We start from the raw sequence: 19901 nt of genomic DNA on the forward strand, positions 1-19901 counted from the left end.
AATCCGGATTTGATTTTCCATGACTTCAGTAAGCCAAGAAAGACTCGACCCCGCGCTGAAAGAACGCATCGATCAGCAGATCGCCTCGCACGATGTCGTGCTGTACATGAAGGGCACGCCGAAGATGCCGCAGTGCGGCTTTTCGGCCAAGACCGCCGGCATGCTCGACAGCCTGCTGGGCGGCAACTTCGCCGCTTTCAACGTGCTCGAGGACGAGGCCATCCGCGAGGGCATCAAGGTCTACGGCAACTGGCCGACCATCCCCCAGCTCTACGTCAAGGGCGAACTGCTGGGCGGCTGCGACATCATCACCGAGATGTTCAACGCCGGCGAGCTGCACGAGATGCTGGGTCTGGAAAAGCCGGACCGCACGCCCCCGGAGATGGAGATCAGCGAAAAGGCGGCGGCCAAGATTCGCGAGTTCCTGGCCGGCTATCCGGGCCAGTTCCTGCATTTTTCGATTGCCTCGGACTGGGACGCCAACTTCAACATCGGGCCGCGCGAGGGCCACGAGATCGCCACCGAGGCGGCCGGCATCACCATTTTGATGGACCTGGCCTCAGCCCAGCGCGCCAAGGGCGCCAAGATCGACTGGGTCGAGACCGTGCAGGGCGAAGGGCTGAAGCTGGACCTGCCCGGCGCGCCGCCGCCGGTGCGCCAGATGAGCCCGGCCGAGCTGCAGCAGAAAATGAACGCCGGCGAGCGCGTGCTGGTGGTCGACACCCGTTCCGAGGCCGACCGCAAGGCCCATCCGCTGGAGTTCGCCCGGGCGCTGGACGCCGGCCTGATGGCCGAACTCAAGGAGGCTGATCCGAACCTGCCATTGGTGTTTTTGTGCAACGTCGGCGTGTCCAGCCAGGCGGTGGCCGAGCACTACCGCAAGCAGGGTTTTGCCGAGGTCTACAATCTCGAGGGCGGCGTCCAGGCCATGCTGAACTGAAAGCCCGGCGGCCCGGTCATTTCAGATCGAATTCGGCCACCGCCGGGGCGTGATCCGAGGGCCGTTCCAGGCGGCGCGGTTCCTTGTCGACGTAGCTGGTGGTGCAAGCCTGTTTGAGTGCGTCTGAGCACAGCACCAGGTCGATTCGAAGCCCCAGCCCGCGCCGGAACATCGCCGCCCGGTAGTCCCACCACGAGTACACCGCCTCGGGCTGGTCGAACAGCCTGAAGCTGTCGTGCAGGCCGAGATCCAGCATGCGTTTGAGCGACTCGCGCTCCGGTGTCGAGCACAGAATTTTCTCGTGCCAGGCGGCCGGGTCGTGCACATCGCGGTCGTCCGGGGCGATGTTGAAGTCCCCCATCACCACCAGCTTGTCGTGCCGGGCGCGTTCGGCTTCGACCCATCGCGTCACCGCCGCCAGCCAGGCCAGCTTGTAGTCGAATTTCTCGCTGCCGACCTCCTGGCCGTTGACGACGTAGAGGTTGATCACCCGCACCCCGTCGATGGTGGCCGCGATCACCCGCTTCTGGATGTCGTCGAAGTCGGGGATTTGGCTGACCGGGTCGGCCTGGGCACCGGTCGAGATCAGGGCAACGCCGTTGTAGGTGGGCTGGCCGGAGAAACTGACCTGGTAGCCGAGCTCGCGGAAGGCGTCGATCGGAAATTTTTCGTCGGTGAGCTTGGTTTCCTGCAGGCCGAGGACATCGGGGCGCTGATGGTCGAGCCAGTCGAGCACCTGCGGCAGTCGGACCTTGAGCGAATTGACGTTCCAGCTGGCGATTTTCATCGTGGCATCAGGCCTTTTCAAAGGGATTCAGGGTAGCGCGAATCTCCCGCCCGCCGGGCGGAGGTGGATTCACTGTTCGTCTTCGGTCTCGTCGTCTTCGTTCCAGCCGTAGTCGAAGGTAATCTCTTCATCTTTTGCGATGGGCCGGATGGCGTAAAGGTCGGCGCCCCACCAGTCGGCGTTGGGCTCGTCGGCGTGGTTGAGGAAGCGCATTTCATTTTTTCCATCGATGCCTTCCCAGCGCTCGCGCTCCTCGTTCCACAGCCACAGCACGTGCATGCCGTTGGTCTGGGTCCGGCGTCCACGGTAGCTGCCGATGTACTCATCGACGGCAATGGCGCGGCGCGCGAACAGCCCGCGGCCGTGGATGGGCGAGTCACCGACGTAGGCCAGCGGATTGTCATCGTAGCGTTGTTGGCTGCGCTTTCTTTTTGCTTTCATGGGTGACGGGTCGAGGGGGTCAGGGTCTGGCTGTCCGGGCAGACCAGCATTTGGCCGGGCCGGTGCAGGTCGGGGTCGCGCTCGCGCATCAGCTCGTGCTGCCGGCGCGCGGTCGCGGTATCGAGCGGGTAAACATGGCTCAACTGGCCGTCGTCGACCACCGACCAGGCGATCAGGCCGGCTTCGGGGTCGCGGTGTTCGGTCACGCCATCGGCGGCGCGACACGGCCCGGCCGCGTGGGTCACCAGTCGGCCGGTCGCATCGATCTGGCAGTCATCGGCCGCGTTCGGTTGCCAGGCCAGCCCGTGGGCGTCGGCCAGGGCAGTGAGCGTTCTTAGGGCGCGCAGCCACAGCAGATAGGCCGCGGGCGTTCCGGTGAAGGTATCGAATGGCAGGAACTCGATCGTCAGGCGCTGCTCGTCCGCGACCCAGCGCGCCCTCAGCCGGGCAGCGAGCTCGAACTCGCTGGCCTCATCGGGGGCAAGTACGGCGTGCTCGACCACCGGCCAGAAGCCGCCCAGTCCGGCCGCGTCCATCTGCACGTGCTGCAGCGCCAGCAGGTCGGTAGCGGTCAGCAGCTGGCCGTGGACAGACTCCAGGCCCAGGGCCTGGTGGAGCAGGGCGCGGGCGGGCGGGTCGATGCTGCCGCGCTCGAACAACTCGCGCTCCAGCGCCGTCTCCAGCGCCGGGCCGTGTTCTGCGTCGCTGACCAGCAGCAGCGCCAGCGCGACGAACTGACCCTGCACCGGCTCGGGCTGCGGGGTCAGCCGCCGATCCGGCAGCCGGCCCTCGTGGCTGCCGATGGCCAGCAGGCGCGGGGACAGGCCCTGCTCACGGACAATCGGGGTGGCCAGGTCGGTCAGGGCAGACCACGCGGGCAGGCCGGGCCGAAGCAGTTCGGCCGGCTCGAACAGGCTGCCGGCAACGACCAGCATGGCCTGGTCGACCCCGGGGACGGTTCGTGCCAGGTCCGCCGCCAGCGCCGCGGCCAGTTCTTCTGCCTGTTGCCGGCTCAGCGTGCGCGCGGCCGTCGAGCCGCCGGGGATTTCGAATCCGGCCGCCAGGCGGATATCATGCACGTCGGTACTCAATTGGAATTCCTGGCTGGTGTGAACGGCAAAAAGCAGCAATCGCCGAAGGCTTTGTCCTGGCGCGAATCGGATTTCACGGGCCTTTCCGGCGATGATCTCTACGCCATTCTAGCGGCCCGGGTGGCCGTTTTCGTCGTCGAACAGGATTGCCCCTACCCGGAGCTGGACGGGCTGGATCAGTCGGCGCATCACCTGTGGGCCACCGACACCGCCGGCCGGGTCGCGGCCTACGCCCGCATCACCGCCCCTGGCACGCGCTTTCAAGAGCCGTCCATCGGGCGGGTGCTGACGTCCATCGCCCACCGGGGCAGTGGGCTGGGAAGGGTATTGATGGAGCGTGCGATCGATTTTGCTGAGCGCTTGTATCCGGCCGCGGAACTGCGCATCTCAGCCCAGCAACACCTGGAACGTTTCTACGCCAGCCTCGATTTTCGCTTCGTGCACGGTCCGTACCCGGAGGACGGTATTCCGCACGTCGAGATGCTCAGATCAAAACAGTGAAAACGGTGAGCGCCGGCCGCCACCGCCGCCACCGCCGCGCCGGCGGCGTCGCATCCGCGCCAGCAGCGCGTGCTCGCGGGCTTTCAGGAAATCACCGCGATTGAGCTCGTCCGGGTCCATGCCGCGCCGTTTCGCCTCCGAGGCTCGATAGGAAACGAAATCCTCGTAGGCGTCCATTTCCGGCTTGAGCTCCCGGCACAGCAGTTCGATCATGATGGCGTCATCGAGATAGCCCAGGCCGGGCACATCGTCAGGGATCAGGTCGTCGGGGTTGTTGAAATAGGCCAGCGCGGCCAGAACGCGACCACGACCGACCTCCTGCATGCCCCAGCCCTCGTCCTCGAGCATGCTGATCAGAATGTTGATCTGGTTGAGGCGACCGCGGATGTAGTCGGAGTCGACTTTTTCGTTGACCTCGTCGAGCAGGCTGCGCGCGCCCTCGATGATTTTTTCAGCGTCCAGCTCGCGCGTACTTTCCATCGCGGCCTTGGCCAGATTGCGGAAACGTTCAAGGTCTTTCTCGGTGAAATCCAGGGTGATGCGCAGGCTCATGGTCTTGTCTCTCGAATCGGGCAGGCGGAATTTCAGATGGCTAGACTATGGTCTCGGTGGCTTGGCGTCAATGTGCCGAAAGTCCGGGCGAAGCTCACGCTGCAACGATGAACAGCGCGACGCAGCACGCAAATCCCGCCGTCCAGACCAGCGACCGCAGCAGATGCAGGTCGGCCAGGTAGCTGATGGCGTAAGCGATCCGGCTGGCGATAAAGGCGATCGCCAGGCCGTCGATCGTGGCCTGGTCGCCGCCTGCCAGCTGGGCAATGATCACCGCGGCGGCAAACACCGGAAAGATCTCGAAGCTGTTCTGCTGGGCCCAGACGGCGCGCCGGCGAAAGCCGGTGGACTTTTCGTACCAGTCGCGCGGCCGGCGATTGTCGAAGCCGCGCACGCCGATCTTGGCCACGCCGATCATCAGGTAGGGCAAGGTCGCGGCCACCAGAACACACCAGTATGCGATCGTCATGAATCCAGCCTCCCAACGGTCAGCGAAAATGCCCCGGGCGGCCGGGCACGGGGTGGAGAAAGCCGCTGGCCCGAGTCCCAGACTCGCGATCGCGATCGTCAACCAGCGTGAGTTCCATGCTCCACTGGGCGTTGAGCGATGCGGTGGGGAGGTCGTTAGCCGCTGGTTGATCGAAGCGCTGAGCGAGCAGTTCCAGGCCCGCCGTCTGGCCGCGGCCGCGCAGCGTGACCACGTCGCGGCCGCGCGCGCTGATGTCGATCTGCGGCTGCGCGTCGGCTTCGAGGAGCAGCCGGTCTTCGACTTTCATTCGAACCTTGAGCCGGCGCAGGTCCAGGGTGCGATCGTTGACGTTGCGCAGGCCCACGGTCAGGGTTACTTGCTCGCCGTCGACGATCAGGCCTTCAACGCGAATCAGCGGCAGTTCACCGCGAATCTCGCGCGCGCCGGAGCCGCAGGCGCTCAGCGCGAGCAGCATGATGGCCACCCAGGCAAGGGTCGTGATCGGGACGGGAATAGCTTTCACGCCCTCTATCATACGGTACGAGGATGCTCAATTCGTTTCCCAAACCAAGCACCGCGCTGGTCATCGGCGCCAGCGGCGGGATCGGCCTGGCCCTGGTGCGCCAGCTGCTGGACAGCGACGGCGTCGGGCAAGTGGTCGCCTGTGCCCGCAGCCCCGATCGATCCGAGAGCCTGAATACCTTGAGTGAGCGCCACGGTCAGCGCTTGGATCTGGTGGCGCTGGATGTGACCTGTCCGCAGACGATTGCCGCGACCGCTGAGCGGCTGAAACAAGCGCGCTTGCGCCCGCAGCTTGTGCTCAACGCGGCCGGCCTGCTGCATGATGACGATGGCCTGGCACCGGAAAAACGGCTGGAAGATCTCGATCTTGAGTCGCTGCATCGGGTATTCGCGGTCAACGCGCTCGGACCGGCCCTGTGCCTGCGCCATTTTCTGCCGCTGATGAGCCGCGACGGCAAGGCGGTGTTCGCAGCGCTGTCGGCCCGGGTGGGCTCAATCGGCGACAATCGCCTCGGCGGCTGGTACGCCTACCGATCGAGCAAGGCCGCGCTCAACCAGCTGCTCCGGACGGCCTCCATCGAGGCGCGCCGGCGCTTTGCCAACGTCATCATCGCCGCCTTGCACCCCGGCACCACCGACACCGGACTCTCGGCGCCGTTTCAGGCCAACGTACCCGACGACAAACTGTTTAGCCCTGAATTTGTAGCCGAGCGCCTGCTGAAGGTGATCGATGGGCTCGACAACGACGACAGCGGCGGTTTCTTTGCCTGGGACGGTCAGTCCATTCCTTGGTAGGCGCGTCAGAGTACCGGCTTGAAGACGCTGACTACGACGATGGCCAGAAACAGCACCAGGCCGCCGGTATAGAGCGAGACCGCCCGCTGCGGCTCCGGCGTACGGAAGGCCATCACCCCGGTGTAGACGTAGGCGGCGATCAGCAGCAGCTTGGCGCCGAACCACGACCACAGCGGCCAGCCGCCGAGCAACCACAGGGCAACGCCGGTGGCCAGCAGCAGGGTATCGGAGATGTGCGGTCCGATTCTCAGCAAGGGTGTGGCCAGCGGCCGCTGCTGGACCAGCCGGACGAAGCCGCGCAGCGCGAACCCCAGCAGACTGATCAGGGCAATCACGATGTGAAGGTTTTTCAGGAGCTCGTAGACGCTCATGGTGGGCGTTGACCGGCGGCCGGGGACCAAGGGTCGGGATTTTATCAGGCCGCGGGATGTGTTTTAAGGTAGCGTGGAGGTTTGTTGCCCGCACCGGAGATACTTTTTGAAGGTGGAATCCCCCACCCTGGACGGGGTGGTTGAAGACACGCTCGAATTTCTGGACGGCCACATCGTCATGGGTCTGCCGCTGGCGCTGGGCAAGCCCAACCGCCTGGTCAACGCCTTTTACGCGCGCGCCTGCGCCGACCCCTCGATCCAGCTGGAGATCATCACCGCGCTGTCGCTGGACCTGCCCGAGCCCGATCACTGGCTGCAGGAGCGATTTCTGCGACCCTTTCTGGACCGTCATTTCGGCACCGACTATCCGCGCCTGGACTACCTGGCCGATCTGCGTGACGGGCGCATGCCCGATAACGTCAGCGTGACCGAGTTCTACTTTCAGTCGGGCGCGGCCCTGGGCAACCGCCTGCGCCAGCGTCGCTACATCTCTTCGAACTATACCCACGTCGCCCGCGACCTGGCCGATCGCGGCGTCAACCTGACCCTGCAGTTGATTTCGCCGCCGCAAAGCGGGTATTACAGCCTGTCGTGCAACCCTGACGTCAGTCTGGACCTGAAAAAGCGCCTCGACCGGCTCGACGACCGAAAGCGTCTCACGCTCGGTCAGGTTCATCCGGAACTGCCGTTCATGCACGGCGATGCGGTCGTCGATGCGGCCTTTTTCGACCGCGTTGTCGAGCTTGATCCGGCCCAGCCGCTGTTCGGCCTGCCGCGAACACCGGTCGAATTGCAGGACCACGCGGTAGGTTTCCACGCCAGTCGCCTGGTCGCCGACGAAGGCACGCTGCAGATCGGCATCGGTTCGCTCGCCGACGCGCTGGTGCACAGCCTGATTCTGCGCCACCGCGACAACGCCGGCTATCGCGAGTTGCTGGGAACGATGGACCCGGCGCCCTGCGCGCTGGAAGACCGACGCCCGTTCGAGCAGGGCCTGTACGGGGCCAGCGAGCTGTTCATGGACGGTTTCATGCACCTGTACCGGGCCGGGATTCTCAGCCGCGAAGTATTCGATGACGAGGCCCTTCAGCGCCGGGCCAACGCCGGCGAGACTTTGGCGGAAGCCGGCACCGGTGCGGTCATGGACGGCGGTTTCTTTCTTGGCAGCTTCGGCTTCTACGATTTCCTCAACGCCCTGTCCGCCGAAGAACGTCCGCGCTTTCGCATGCACGGGGTGGGTCGGATCAACCAGCTCTACGGCGGGGATGAGGCGCTGGAGATCGCCCAGCGCAAGAACGCGCGCTTCATCAATACCTGCATGATGGTCACCGCCACCGGCGCGGCGGTCTCCGACGGTCTCGCCGACCACCAGGTAGTCTCGGGCGTGGGCGGGCAGTACAACTTTGTCGCCATGGCCCACGCCATGGAGGGCGGGCGCTCGATCCTGATGCTGCGCTCGACGCGGGAAAGCGGCGGCAAACGCGTCTCCAACATCGTCTGGGACTATCCCCAGTGCACCATCCCCCGCCACCTGCGCGATGTGTTCGTCACCGAGTACGGCATCGCCGACCTGCGCGGCAAGACCGACGAGGAATGTATCCAGACCCTGGTCGGCGTCATGGACGCGCAGTTCCAGGACGAATTCGTCGCGCGGGCCCGGTCGGCCGGCAAGCTGGCGCGCGACTGGCAGATTCCGGCCCGGGCCCGGCGCAATACCCGACAGCAGCTGGCGCAACACTTTGATCGCGGTCGTTTCCCGGCCTATCCCTTCGGCAGCGACTTCACCGAACTGGAGCGTAAGCTGGTGCCGGCGCTTAAGCGGCTGCGCGCGCTTTCGCGCAGCAAGCCTCGATTGCTGGCGGCCGCATTTCGCGGTCGGCCGGAACGGCACCCGGACGCGCTCGCCCGGCTCGGGCTGGATCAGCCGCGTTCGCTGACCGAAAAGCTCTACGCGCGCTTGCTGGCGGCGATGCTCGATTAGGCCGGCTGAATCTGCAGGCGGGCCCAGTTCGCCACGGCTTCGGCGGTGCTGGCTGGCGCTTTCATCCAGCGATAGTGATCGGCCGGCCCGTCCATGCCAGTGCGGTCGATGTCGGCCTGCCGTTTCACGACCGAACCCAGTTTGTCGCCCAGCCAGTCCAGCGACGCCTGGGGCACGAACCAGTCGTCGGCCATCCGCACGCTCAGCAGTGGGCGGTCCAGCTGGCCCAGTGCGGCTTCGAAGTCGAAATCCATGCCGGCCGGTCGGTAGAGGCCACTGCGGCCGCTGGCGGTCCAGTCGCTGATTACTCCGCGCGCCTCGCGGCCGGCAAAGCCCAGCCGGCGGCCCGGGTAGTGGCCGATCAAGCCGGCCAGGGTTGGCATGCCGAAGAAAATGGCGTGCAGGGTCAGGCGCATCCAGCCGCTGAAACAGCGCCAGTAAGGCGCCCCGCCGGCGACAATGAGCAGACCCTGGCAGTCCTCCGGACGACGGGCGGCGACCAGCAGCGCCAGCTGCGAACCCAGGCTATGGCCGCCGATAATCAGCGGACGGTCTGCGGCCAGTTCGCGGGCTCTATCGATCACCGGATCCAGGTCCATCTCCAGCAACTCGCGATAACCCCAGTCCACCGTGCGCGAGGCGCGCAGGCTCGACGAGCCCAGGCCGCGCCATTCGTGGATCAGCGTCTCGATGCCCGAGGCGGCCAGGGCCTGGCCAAACCGAATGTACTGACGCGCCGACAGGCCCATACCGGGCAAGAAAAGCAGGAGGCGTTCCGGCCGCGGGGCCGGAACGTGGATCAACTCAAATCGATGCTGGTCGCTCGTGTTTAGCGAAACGACCGGTTGATCGTGGAGCATGCACTAAAAAAGCGCGGGTACTGTCAGTCGGTGTCTTCCTCGACTTCATCGCCCATCTCTTCGAGCTCATCGCCGGCCTCTTCGACGGCCTCGTCGATTTCCTGTCCGGCTTCTTCAGCGGGGCCGGGATCCTCGCAACCGGTCAGTGCACCGGCGCTGAACAGTGCCAGCAACATAAGAAAAAACAGCGTTCGCGCAGTCGTCTTCATGACTTCTCAATCCTTCATCAATTGGTTGATCTTCTCGGCGACGGCTTCTTTGGAGTCACCGTACTTTTCCCGGATTCGAGCGATCAGTTCATCCATGTTGCCTTCTGCCTGCTTGATTTCATCATCGGTGACATCGCCCCAAGTCTGCTTGACTTTGGCCGATATCTTGTCCCATTGGCCGTGGGCTTGATCTTTATTCATATCGCACCTTCCAGGTCACGCGGTGAGTCAATACCGAACTCGGTTAAGGCTTACTGTGCAACACCTTTCGTTAAGCTCGCATTAATCAGCGGGATTCTGGTGCGCTTTCGCCGCGGTGAAGATCAAGTCTGTCGACGGGCCACCATTCGGGATGGTGCTGGCGTACCCAGTCGCCGATTATTGCTCCGGTGATTTCGCGTTGCGCCGGTCATTGGGCGCACAATAGCGTCATGGATCGCGAAGAAAAAAATGACGTCGGACGTCCGTTTGCGCTGCTGCAGCCCGAACGCGTGCTCGAGGCCGCCGAGGCTCTGGGGCTGATCACCGACGGGCGCCTGCTGGCGCTCAACAGTTACGAGAACCGGGTCTGGCAGATTGGGCTGGAAGAGGCCGAGCCGGTCATCGCCAAGTTCTATCGCCCGGCTCGCTGGACCGACCAGGCGATTCTGGAAGAGCACGCATTCACCGCCGAGCTGGCCGCGAGCGGGCTTTCGGTGGTCGCACCCTTGGCCTTCGAAGGCGGCACGCTGCACGAGCACGCCGGCTTTCGCTACGCCCTGTTTCCGCGCCAGGGCGGCCATGCGCCGGAACCGGAGGACTGGGACACCCTCAAGCGCATCGGGCGCGCGCTGGGTCGGCTGCACGCCGTCGGGCAGGCCGGGGCGTTCGAGTATCGAGGATCGATTTCCATCGAAGCCCTGGGCCGCGGCCCGCGCGACTGGCTGCTGGAAAACGAGTGGATTCCGTTCCACCTGGAATCTGCCTTCCGGACGCTGACCGACGACCTGCTGGCGCACGTGGCCAGCGCCTGGGAGCGGGCCGGTGATTATCGACCCATCCGCCTGCACGGCGACTGTCATCCCGGCAACATCCTGTGGCGCGACGGCCCGCATTTCGTCGACCTCGACGACTGCCGCACCGGTCCGGCGGTGCAGGATCTGTGGATGCTGATCTCGGGCGAGCGCGGCGAACGCGAACAGCAGTGGGGCTGGCTGCTGGAGGCCTATTCGACCTTTTGCGAGTTCGACCCGCGCGAGCTCAACCTGGTCGAGGCGCTGCGGGCCCTGCGCATGATCCACTACCAGAGCTGGCTGGCCCAGCGCTGGGACGACCCCGCCTTCCCGCTGGCTTTCCCGTGGTTTGAAGACGAACGCCACTGGGAGAACCTGATCGGACAGCTGCGCGAGCAGCTATCGGAGATGCAAGACGAGCCCGTGGTCTGGCACCGTTAGAGGCACGCTGTCAGCCAGGAGAAGGGGCTACTGACCCGTTTTTGCACGGGATCACTGCGATTGCGACTTACGTCTTCGTTTGTCCTGATACATCAATAAGTCGGCGGTTCGCATGGTTTCCATCAGGTCGGTCTCGCCATCGATGCTGCAGGCAACCCCCATGGAGATCTCAAGACAAACGGGTCTTTGAGGATCATTGAATGCGTTCACGGCCTCTCGGATTCTTCCAACGACCGCTTCACCAGCTTCCTGAGTGGTGTCGGGCATGAGAGCCACAAACTCATCTCCGCCAAAGCGCGCAAGCACATCATGCTTGCGCATGCAGCTGCGCATGATCTCGGCAGCCCGCTGAATTAACTCATCCCCAGCACTATGCCCAAAGCTGTCATTGGTTGACTTCAAACCATCAAGGTCTGCTGCGATAAAAGTGATCGGATAGGCACTGCTATGCTGATATTTCTCGACTGCCGCCTGCAGATAAGCACGATTGTATAAGCCGGTTAGCGAATCGGAAAAGCTCAAATGTTCAAGCCTTTCTTCAGAAGTTTTTCGGGTGGTTATATCAATGATGCTGCAGCGGATGCCCAGCAATTGCTGGTCGTTATCGAAGACTGGAGAGGATATATGCTCAATCCACTTTTGTTGTCCATGCCGGTTGATAATCCGGTATTCTCTTTTTAGTGCACCTTGTTGCTTCCGGCTGTCGGAGATTTGCTGCAGCCATCTTCTTTGGTCGTCGGGATGAATTGAATCCATGATCAAGTCAGGATTGGCCTTCAGATAGGCGGAGTCATGACCCGTGAAGCGTTGGCACGAAGGCGAGGTGTAAATAATCTGCCCATTGGGGTCGAGCCATAAAATCCATTCGCTGGCAGTATCGGAGAGGGTTCTGAAAAGCTCGTTGCTTTCTTCCAGCTGGCGTGTTTTCGCCGCAAGCGACTGGCGCATGCTCTCCATGGTGGACGCGAGCAGACCAATCTCATCCGAAGTCATGGTTTCTATGGGTTCATCCAGCCGACCCTCACTGATTTTTTGCGCTTTCCCGACCAGATAGTTGACGGGTCTCAATATGCGTCTGATGAGAAACGCGAACACCAGGGAGGCGATAGCCAGAACCACCAGGCCATAGAAAATCGTCGTGTTCCTCTGGGTGAGCGCCAAGTCGCGAATTTGAGAGCTATCGATGATTCGCTTGATATAAAAACTGACGCTTCCGTCAAAATTTTCTAGAGGCAAAAACTGTGTTATTGACTGGCCGTCGCGTAACACCAAGCTTTGTTTGTTCTTGATGGAAGAGGTATCCGTTGGCGAGGCGTCAATATTGCAGTTGGCCTCTACCGTACCGGCAATCCTTGTCGGGCCGGAGGCTGTAAATCGGCATAAAATCCATTCTCCCATGACCGCACGCTTCCAGATATTGAGCATTCGCTCCTCCAGAAACATACCCACTTCGATCGCGCCGATATATTCGGATCGGTAAAATACTGGTTCCAGGTGCCGCAGTGCGAAGCCATGCCGTCCGTCTTCCCAGCCAGCGATCATGGCTCGGGTGCGGTTGATCTCGCTGACCATTGGTCTTATTTCGGTCAGGTCATCGTTGTAGCGCTCGGGCCGGTGGGCGCGAAAAAAAGTCCGGTTGTTCGGCAGATGAAAGTGATAGACATCAATATCCGATCGCTTCAAACTTTCAAAAGCTTTCAGTGCCTTGGTTGCCAAAGCGTCTCTGTCGCGTCGGGCGAAGTCTGAAATCAGATCGCTATTCAGGACGATCTGGCTTATTGAGGCATCCAGAATCTGCTGCGAAACGTAAAATCGTCGCGGTACGATGGACTCGCCCATCTGGATCAATTCTGCCTCTTTCTCAGCGATGAGCCGTTCGGTATCAATCTGTGACTTGAAGATCACCAGGCCCAGCAGGGTGAGGGACAGAATGCAAAGGCCTGCCAACAGCCTGATAAACAGGCTTTTTGTGTTGAATAGACCAATTCTCACTGGCGGCGTCCTCCCGGTGCTCACAGCCAGACTGAGCGCTGGCAAAAGTTTAGCGCATCTCTATGCTTGTTGATTTGCAGGCAGTCGGGTGAAGTATCCCGAACATCCCCCGGCTGACCGCCATCCGCCATATGCTGGATCTGGCACCGGTGCCGGGGTGGTCTTCGAGACCGGTGCGACGGCGACGCGCGAACAGCTTTGGCGCGTCCACACCAGCTCTTATCTCGACAGCATCGACCGCTTGCGCGGGCAGAGCGCCTGGCTGGACGTGGACACCACGGCCGTCTCGCCCGGCACCGGCAAGATCGAGGAGGTCGGGGTGGGTCTCGACGGGTTTGCCGCCATGACGGGCATCGTGCAGCGCCTGGCGCGAGCGCAGTGCGCTGGACGCCTGGTGTTCGTGCTCGGAGGCGGCTACAGCCTGATATCGCTGGCGCGCGGGGTCCGGTCGGTGCTGTGCGTGCTGGCCGGCGACGAACCACCGGAACCCGGCCTGCGCGGCCTGGCCGAGGTCGAAGCCGCGGCGGCCTTCCACCGTAGCGCCTTCGTCAGCGAATCTTCATAATCACGCCCGCCAGCGCAGACGCCGTTGCGTTCCGACTGGCCCTGTTGCTGTTCAATCAGGCCCTGCCAGGCCAGGCATGCCAGGCGAGGCCTGTATAATCCGGCGCTTTTTAGTCCACGACTGGCATGCTTATGACGATGAATGCGCTGCGCCGTTTTGCCGGAAGCCTGCGCGCTGTCTTCGGCGGTTCTTTCGCGACTCTTTGGCTTGCCTGTGCGCCGGCCTGGGCACAGACTGCGGACCCGGACGAGGATCAGGCCTCAGAGCCTGTGCGCGACGTCATCGTGGTGACCGGCAGCCGGCTGCGCGGCATCGAGGCCGGTGAAGCCTGGCCGCTGACGACGATTTCGCGCGCTGCCTTGGAGGCGACCGGCCAGACCCGCCTCGGCGACGTGCTGCAGCAGATGCCGTTCACCAGCGGCTCGCCGCTCAATACCCGAGTCAGCCAGCGGGGGCAGGGCGGTGGACTGTCGCGCGGCATCGAGGCCGTGGAGCTGCGCGGATTGGGCCCCGAGCGGACCCTGGTGCTGCTCAATGGGCGCCGTTTCGTGCCCGGCGGCAACGGTGCGTCCGGTTTGGTCGACCTGGGCATGCTGCCGCTGGCCATGGTCGAGCGCATCGAGATCTTCAAGTCCGGCGCCTCGGTGGAATACGGCGCCGACGCGCTTGCCGGCGTCATCAATATCATCACGCGCAAGCACATCGAAGGCGTCGAACTTTCGACCCGCGGGCGGATCAGCCGGCGCGGCGACGGCGAAACGTTCGCGCTGCATGCACTGGCGGGTCGGCAGTGGGGACGCCTGAGCGTGGACGGCGGGCTGGAGTACAGCAACCAGGCGGCGCTCTCCAAGGGCGATCGCGGTTTTTCGAGCACGCGCCTGAGCTTCGAGGGTCCCGAAAACCGGCTGGTCTTCGACGGCTCGTCGGCGCCCCCCGGCGGTCAGTTCCGAACCTCGCGCGCTCGCCTGACGCTGATAGACGGCCGGCCCGGCACATCGGTCGACGATTTCCGCCCGTTCATCGACAGCGGCCCGAACACCGACCGATTCAACTTCAATCCGTTCGAGGATCTTCAGCAGGACGCCGAGCGGGTGACCGCGTTTGGATCCTTGCGCTGGTCAGCGTCCGGGTCATTTTCAGCGTTCAGCGAACTGTTCTTCCACCAGCGCGAGTCGAGCCAGCAGCTGGCGCCGCTGCCGTTGTTCACGACCCGGCTGGCCGACGTCAGCGTGGCGCCAGACAACACCTTCAACCCGTTCGGCGAACGGATTTTCGATGCGCGACGCCGACTGGTCGAGGCCGGACCGCGAACGTTCAGCCAGGACAATGAAACCTGGCGCATCGTCGCCGGGGTGGAGGGCGGATCGAACGGCTGGTTCTGGGATGCGGCCGTTTCCCATGGCCGCAATGAAACCGACCAGCGCAAGACCGGCGATCTGCTCGCCGACCGGGTCCGGCTCGCGCTGGGACCATCCGAGCGCCTCGCCGACGGCACCCCGGTCTGCGGCGCCGCCGCCGACCCCGTGGCCGGCTGCGTGCCGCTCAACCTGTTCGGCGGGCCCAGAAGCATCGACCAGGCGATGCTCGATTACGTGGTGGCCACATTGAACGATACCGGCTTCAACGAGCAGACCGTTTTCAACGCCAACGTGGCCGGCGACCTGATCGAGCTTCAAAACGGTCCGCTGGCGCTTGCCCTGGGCTTCGAATCGCGCGACGAGCGCGGCGCCGATCTGCCCGACCGGCAATCGAGGATTGGCAACACCACCGGAAACGCGCGCACCGTCACCCGCGGCGCCTTCACGGCGCGCGAGGCCTATCTGGAGCTCGGCGTGCCGCTGCTCGCCGACCGCTTCCTGGTCCGGCGCCTGGACCTCGACCTGGGCGCCCGGCGGGTCGATTTTGACAATTTCGGTCCCAAGAACCTGGGCGAGGTCGGGGTGGGCTGGCAGGTGGCTGAACATCTCGCGGTGCGCGCCAGTTATTCCGATGCGTTTCGCGCCCCCAACATCGGCGAGCTGTTCGGCGGGTCCTCGCAGGCCAATCCCGTCGTGCTCGACCCGTGCAGCGATTTCGCCGGTCTCGGCGCCGTCGAGATCGAGCGCTGCATTGCCCAGGGCGTGCCGGCCGACGGCAGCTTCGATCAGAGCGGAGAGGAGACCCCCGAACTGGCCGGCGGCAACCCGTTGCTGGACCCGGAGCAGGGCAAGATTCTGACCCTGGGGCTGAGCTGGGAGCCACTGGGCCACTCCGATCTTCGCTTTCGGCTGGACTATTTCGACATCGAGATCGACAGCGGCATCGGCGCGCTCGGCGCCGAGACCGTGCTCGGTCAGTGCCTTGCCACCGGCGCCGATCCGTTCTGCGATGCGATCAGCCGGCGCGCGGACGGAAGCATCGAATTCATCGAAGCACAGCAGTCCAACCTCGCCCGGGAGACCACCCAAGGCATCGATCTGGAAGCCACCTGGCGACTTTCATTTGCCGGCGGGCAGCTTGATCATCGGCTGCTGCTCAGCCACGTCATCGAGCGCGAGTTGCGCGCGTTTCCCGGCGCCCAGCCGCTGTTCGGAGAAGGCGAGTACGACCCGGACAACTTCGGTGCCATCCCCGCCTGGCAGGGGAACTACGCGCTGGACTGGAGCCGGGGCGCATGGTCGGCGGGCTACCGCGGGCAATGGATCGATTCCATCCTCGAGCGCGGCGGCGAGGTCTTCCCCGACACCGTCAACCGCGTCGGTAGCGTGCTCTATCACGATCTTCGCCTCGGCTGGCGCAGCCGGCGCGGCTGGCAGGCATCGGTCGGCGTCGACAACCTGACCGACGTCCAGCCGCCGCTGCTGGTCAACGCCGACGAGGGCAATACCGATCTGGGCACTTACCGCGCGCTCGGTACCGTCTTTTGGCTGCAGCTGGGGATCACGCTGCCCTGATCCGAAACGGGCGCGGCTTCGGGTAGTCCGTACCCGGTTGCGCATAAGCTGGTGGACCCGGCCTCGCGCCGAGTTCCACCCGGCGCAGGCATTCTGCTACCTTATCCAGCCTGTCCCGGACCCCTGGAGATTGCCTGATGAAACCCCTGTTGAACGCGCGTTTCCTCCACTTCCTGCTGTTTGTTGGCCTTGTCGCGGCCTCGCTTCCGCTGATTGCGCAGGAAGAAGACGACCCGCTGCAGCAGGCCGTCGCCGGCCTCGAGCTGCGCACGGTCGGACCGGCTTTCATGTCCGGGCGCCTGGCCGACATCGTGATCCATCCGGAAACTCACAACGTCTGGTACGTTGCCGTGGGCTCCGGTGGCCTGTGGAAAACGGTCAACTCCGGCACCACCTGGACGTCGATTTTTGACGGACAGGGCAGCTACTCGATCGGCGCGATCACGCTCGATCCATCCAATCCCGACACGGTCTGGGTCGGCAGTGGAGAAAACGTCGGCGGACGCCACGTCGGTTACGGCGACGGGGTGTACGTCAGTCACGACGGCGGCTCGACCTGGAGCAACGCCGGCCTGAAGGCCTCGGAACACGTCGGCAAGATCATTGTGCATCCGCAGGACTCGAATACGGTCTGGGTGGCCGCCGAAGGGCCGCTGTGGAGCCCGGGCGGCGAGCGCGGTCTGTACAAGACCACCGATGGTGGCCAAACCTGGACGCGCACGCTGGTCGGAGAAGAACAGGACGATCGCTGGACCGGCGTCACTGACATCGAGATCGACCCGCGCGATCCCGATGTGCTTTACGCGGTCACCTGGCAGCGCCATCGCACGGTTGCCGCCTACGTCGGCGGCGGACCGAATTCCGGAATTCATCGCTCCAGCGACGGCGGTGAAACCTGGACCGAGCTGACCAACGGCCTGCCGAGCAGCGACGACAACGCCAATCTGGGCAAGATCGGCATCGCCATCTCGCCGCAGGATCCGGACGTGCTCTATGCCGCCATTGAACTCGACCAGCGCGAAGGCGGGGTCTGGCGCAGTGACGACCGCGGCGCGTCGTGGACCAAGATGTCGGATCGGATCGCCGGCGGCACCGGACCCCACTACTACCAGGAAATCTACGCCAGCCCGCATGCCTTCGATCGCATCTATTTTCTCGAAGTCCGGTCCTCGGTTTCCCACGACGGCGGCGCGACCTGGGAGTCCATCGCCGATGCGGCCAAGCACGTCGACGATCACGCGCTGGCGTTTCGACCCAACGATCCCGACTATCTGCTGATCGGCTCCGACGGCGGGCTTTACGAGACCTTCGACCACGCCGGCACCTGGCGCTACATCGACAACCTGCCGGTGACCCAGTTCTACAAGGTCGCAGTCGATGACGCCGAACCGTTCTACACGATCTATGGTGGCACCCAGGACAACAACACCCAGGGCGGCCCGTCGCGCACCGACAACGTCTCCGGTATCCGCAACTCCGACTGGTTCGTGGTGCTGTTCGGCGATGGCCACCAGCCGGCCACCGAGCCCGGCAACCCCGATATCGTCTACGCCCACTGGCAGCAGGGCAACCTGGTCCGCCACGATCGCACCACCGGCGAGATCGTCTACATCCAGCCGCAGGTGGGCCAGGACGAAGCACCCAATCGCTTCAACTGGGATGCGCCCATCCTGGTCAGCTCGCACGATCCGGCGCGCATCTATCACGCCTCGCAGCGGGTCTGGCGCTCGGATAACCGCGGCGATTCCTGGACCATGATCTCCGATGACCTGACCCGCAACCAGGACCGCTTTGACATCGAGCACATGGGTCGCCAGTGGGGCTGGAACTCGCCGTGGGACACGTTTGCGATGTCCAACTACAACACCATCACCTCGCTGGCCGAATCCCCGATCGAGGAAGGTCTGCTCTACGCCGGGACCGATGACGGTCTGATTCAGGTTTCCGGCAACGGCGGTGAAAGCTGGCGCGAAATCGAAGTCGGGGACCTGCCCGGGGTGCCGGATACGGCGTTCGTCAACGACATCAAGGCCGACCTGTTCGACGCCGATACCGTCTACGTCGCGCTCGACAACCACAAGTACGGCGACTTCAAACCCTATCTGCTCAAGAGCACCGACCGCGGACGGCGCTGGACTTCGATTGCCGGCGATCTTCCGGAGCGCCACCTGGTCTGGCGCGTGGTCCAGGACCACGTCAAGCCGGAGTTGATGTTTGCCGGCACCGAGTTCGGCATGTTCGTGACCGTCGACGGCGGCGAGAACTGGAAGAAGCTCAGCGGCAACGCCCCGACGATCTCGTTCCGGGACCTGGTGATCCAGCGGCGCGAGAACGATCTGGTGGGTGCCACCTTCGGGCGCGGCTTCTGGATTCTCGACGACTACAGCGTGCTGCGCGAGATCGACAGCGACACCCTGGTCCAGGAAGCCGCGCTGTTCGATACGCGCGATGCATGGTGGTATATCGAGCGCACGCCGCTGGGCAACAACCGCCGCGGCTCGCAGGGCGACGGGCTGTATCTGGCCGACAATCCGCCGTTTGGCGCAGTGTTTACCTATCACCTCGGCGACGGTTACCGGACGCTGGAAGAACAGCGGCGCGAAAGCGAGAAGGCGGCCATAGCCGCGCGCGCAGACGTCCAGTTCCCGGACTGGGAACGCATCGAGGCCGAGCAGCGTCAGCCTGATCCGGCCGTGCTGCTGACCGTTCGCGACGGCGAGGGCAACGTGGTCCGCCGCCTGCAGGGACCGGCTTCGGCCGGCCTCCATCGCGTCGCCTGGGACCTGCGCTACCCGCCACCTAATGCGGTCGGCGCATCCGGCGGGTGGGGCGAGCCGGAAGGCTTCATGGTCGTGCCCGGAACCTACTCGGTCGAGCTGGCAAAACGAATCGACGGCGAAGTGACCGCGCTTGCCGGTCCGCGCGAATTCGAGGTGGTGCGCATGCGAAGCGGTGCGCTCGACGGCGCTGAGCCGGCAGAAACGGTGGCATTCTGGAAACGTCTTTCCAGCCTGATGCGGCAGGTTTCAGCGGCCAACCGGGCGATCGAGATGGCGCACGACAAGCTCGACGCCATGGCGACCGCGCTCGAGCGCTCGACCGCGCCCGCCGGTGACCTCGACAGCGAACTCTACGCGATCTCCCAGCAACTGCACGCGCTGGCCGAACAGCTGCAGGGCAAGCAGAGCATGGAGCGCCTCAACGAACCGCAGGGACCGACCATCGGCCAGCGCATGTTCGTGGCCATGATCGGCACCGGACGTTCGACCTACGGTCCGACGCCGACGCACGAAATGACCATGGATATCGCCGAACAGGAATTCGCCGACGTCAAGCGCGAGCTCAACGCGCTCATCGACGAGCGGATTCCAGCGCTCGAACGGGCGCTTGAACAGGCCGGCGCGCCGTGGACGCCCGGGGCGCCGATTCCCTGAGGATTGGCCATGGCGGCGGATGGCC

General features: G+C 64.1%; 19 protein-coding genes. 8 read left to right on the plus strand and 11 right to left on the minus strand.

Translation table 11 applies throughout. The annotated features are described in order from the left end of the window. The first annotated feature begins 19 nt into the window (after positions 1 to 19). Complete coding sequence (gene grxD / locus G3I74_RS16365) at positions 20 to 940, plus strand: Grx4 family monothiol glutaredoxin (RefSeq protein ID WP_164211899.1); 921 nt, start codon at positions 20 to 22, stop codon at positions 938 to 940. A gap of 16 nt (positions 941 to 956) precedes the next feature. Here the strand turns inward: grxD and xth are convergent, their stop codons facing one another. From xth to G3I74_RS12280, 3 genes are all read right to left on the minus strand, one after another. Further along, positions 957 to 1727, minus strand: coding sequence for an exodeoxyribonuclease III (xth, locus tag G3I74_RS12270; protein ID WP_164211900.1), 771 nt, complete (start codon positions 1725 to 1727; stop codon positions 957 to 959). Between the two features lie 69 nt (positions 1728 to 1796). Further along, positions 1797 to 2168, minus strand: coding sequence for an SET domain-containing protein (locus tag G3I74_RS12275; RefSeq protein WP_164211901.1), 372 nt, complete (start codon positions 2166 to 2168; stop codon positions 1797 to 1799). Next, the gene (locus G3I74_RS12280) at positions 2165 to 3259 is read right to left on the minus strand and encodes a hypothetical protein (protein WP_164211902.1); all 1095 of its coding nucleotides are present in this window, start codon (positions 3257 to 3259) and stop codon (positions 2165 to 2167) included. Before G3I74_RS12280 ends, G3I74_RS12275 begins: the two co-directional genes overlap by 4 nt. Between G3I74_RS12280 and G3I74_RS12285 the strand changes: the two genes are divergently transcribed. Further along, the gene (locus tag G3I74_RS12285) at positions 3242 to 3760 is read left to right on the plus strand and encodes a GNAT family N-acetyltransferase (protein ID WP_164211903.1); all 519 of its coding nucleotides are present in this window, start codon (positions 3242 to 3244) and stop codon (positions 3758 to 3760) included. The genes G3I74_RS12280 and G3I74_RS12285 overlap by 18 nt on opposite strands. Here the strand turns inward: G3I74_RS12285 and G3I74_RS12290 are convergent. From G3I74_RS12290 to G3I74_RS12300, 3 genes are all read right to left on the minus strand, one after another. Continuing rightward, entirely contained in the window at positions 3749 to 4312 is a 564-nt protein-coding gene (locus G3I74_RS12290) for a YkvA family protein (protein ID WP_164211904.1), read from the minus strand. The genes G3I74_RS12285 and G3I74_RS12290 overlap by 12 nt on opposite strands. Positions 4313 to 4406: 94 nt before the next feature. Next, positions 4407 to 4781 carry an MAPEG family protein gene (locus G3I74_RS12295; protein WP_164211905.1) on the minus strand — a complete coding sequence of 125 codons (375 nt, stop codon included), beginning with the start codon at positions 4779 to 4781 and terminating at the stop codon, positions 4407 to 4409. A 19-nt stretch (positions 4782 to 4800) separates the two neighbouring features. Next, the gene (locus G3I74_RS12300) at positions 4801 to 5304 is read right to left on the minus strand and encodes a hypothetical protein (RefSeq protein ID WP_164211906.1); all 504 of its coding nucleotides are present in this window, start codon (positions 5302 to 5304) and stop codon (positions 4801 to 4803) included. A gap of 23 nt (positions 5305 to 5327) precedes the next feature. Between G3I74_RS12300 and G3I74_RS12305 the strand changes: the two genes are divergently transcribed. Next, the gene (locus G3I74_RS12305; protein WP_164211907.1) at positions 5328 to 6098 is read left to right on the plus strand and encodes an SDR family NAD(P)-dependent oxidoreductase; all 771 of its coding nucleotides are present in this window, start codon (positions 5328 to 5330) and stop codon (positions 6096 to 6098) included. 5 nt (positions 6099 to 6103) lie between these two features. Here G3I74_RS12305 and G3I74_RS12310 read toward each other — a convergent pair whose 3' ends face one another. Beyond that, entirely contained in the window at positions 6104 to 6469 is a 366-nt protein-coding gene (locus G3I74_RS12310) for a SirB2 family protein (protein ID WP_164211908.1), read from the minus strand. A gap of 112 nt (positions 6470 to 6581) precedes the next feature. Here G3I74_RS12310 and G3I74_RS12315 point away from each other — a divergent pair, with 112 nt between their 5' ends. Then, positions 6582 to 8450, plus strand: a complete 1869-nt coding sequence (locus tag G3I74_RS12315) for an acetyl-CoA hydrolase/transferase C-terminal domain-containing protein (RefSeq protein WP_338063116.1) — start codon at positions 6582 to 6584, stop codon at positions 8448 to 8450. On the opposite strand, the gene G3I74_RS12320 is transcribed toward G3I74_RS12315, so the two are convergent. From G3I74_RS12320 to G3I74_RS12330, 3 genes are all read right to left on the minus strand, one after another. Then, positions 8447 to 9253, minus strand: coding sequence for an alpha/beta hydrolase family protein (locus tag G3I74_RS12320; RefSeq protein WP_203594726.1), 807 nt, complete (start codon positions 9251 to 9253; stop codon positions 8447 to 8449). The two genes, G3I74_RS12315 and G3I74_RS12320, sit on opposite strands and share 4 nt — an antisense overlap. 80 nt (positions 9254 to 9333) lie before the next feature. After that, on the minus strand, positions 9334 to 9519 hold the full coding sequence (locus tag G3I74_RS12325; RefSeq protein ID WP_164211910.1) for a hypothetical protein: 186 nt from the start codon (positions 9517 to 9519) through the stop codon (positions 9334 to 9336). 6 nt (positions 9520 to 9525) lie between these two features. Continuing rightward, positions 9526 to 9720 carry a CsbD family protein gene (locus tag G3I74_RS12330; protein WP_164211911.1) on the minus strand — a complete coding sequence of 65 codons (195 nt, stop codon included), beginning with the start codon at positions 9718 to 9720 and terminating at the stop codon, positions 9526 to 9528. A gap of 230 nt (positions 9721 to 9950) precedes the next feature. Here G3I74_RS12330 and G3I74_RS12335 point away from each other — a divergent pair, with 230 nt between their 5' ends. Then, positions 9951 to 10952, plus strand: a complete 1002-nt coding sequence (locus tag G3I74_RS12335) for a serine/threonine protein kinase (protein ID WP_164211912.1) — start codon at positions 9951 to 9953, stop codon at positions 10950 to 10952. Between the two features lie 51 nt (positions 10953 to 11003). Here the strand turns inward: G3I74_RS12335 and G3I74_RS12340 are convergent, their stop codons facing one another. Beyond that, entirely contained in the window at positions 11004 to 12944 is a 1941-nt protein-coding gene (locus G3I74_RS12340) for a diguanylate cyclase domain-containing protein (RefSeq protein ID WP_164211913.1), read from the minus strand. A gap of 88 nt (positions 12945 to 13032) precedes the next feature. Between G3I74_RS12340 and G3I74_RS12345 the strand changes: the two genes are divergently transcribed. The 3 genes from G3I74_RS12345 (at position 13033) to G3I74_RS12355 (ending at position 19876) form a co-directional block, all read left to right on the plus strand. Then, entirely contained in the window at positions 13033 to 13509 is a 477-nt protein-coding gene (locus G3I74_RS12345) for an arginase family protein (RefSeq protein ID WP_164211914.1), read from the plus strand. Between the two features lie 137 nt (positions 13510 to 13646). Beyond that, positions 13647 to 16442, plus strand: coding sequence for a TonB-dependent receptor domain-containing protein (locus G3I74_RS12350; protein WP_164211915.1), 2796 nt, complete (start codon positions 13647 to 13649; stop codon positions 16440 to 16442). 137 nt (positions 16443 to 16579) lie between these two features. Beyond that, a complete protein-coding gene (locus G3I74_RS12355) occupies positions 16580 to 19876 on the plus strand; it encodes a VPS10 domain-containing protein (protein ID WP_164211916.1) in 3297 nt (1098 codons plus the stop codon). The last annotated feature ends 25 nt before the right edge of the window (positions 19877 to 19901 follow it).

The organism is Wenzhouxiangella limi (assembly GCF_010499265.1).
Lineage (GTDB): Bacteria > Pseudomonadota > Gammaproteobacteria > Xanthomonadales > Wenzhouxiangellaceae > Wenzhouxiangella > Wenzhouxiangella limi.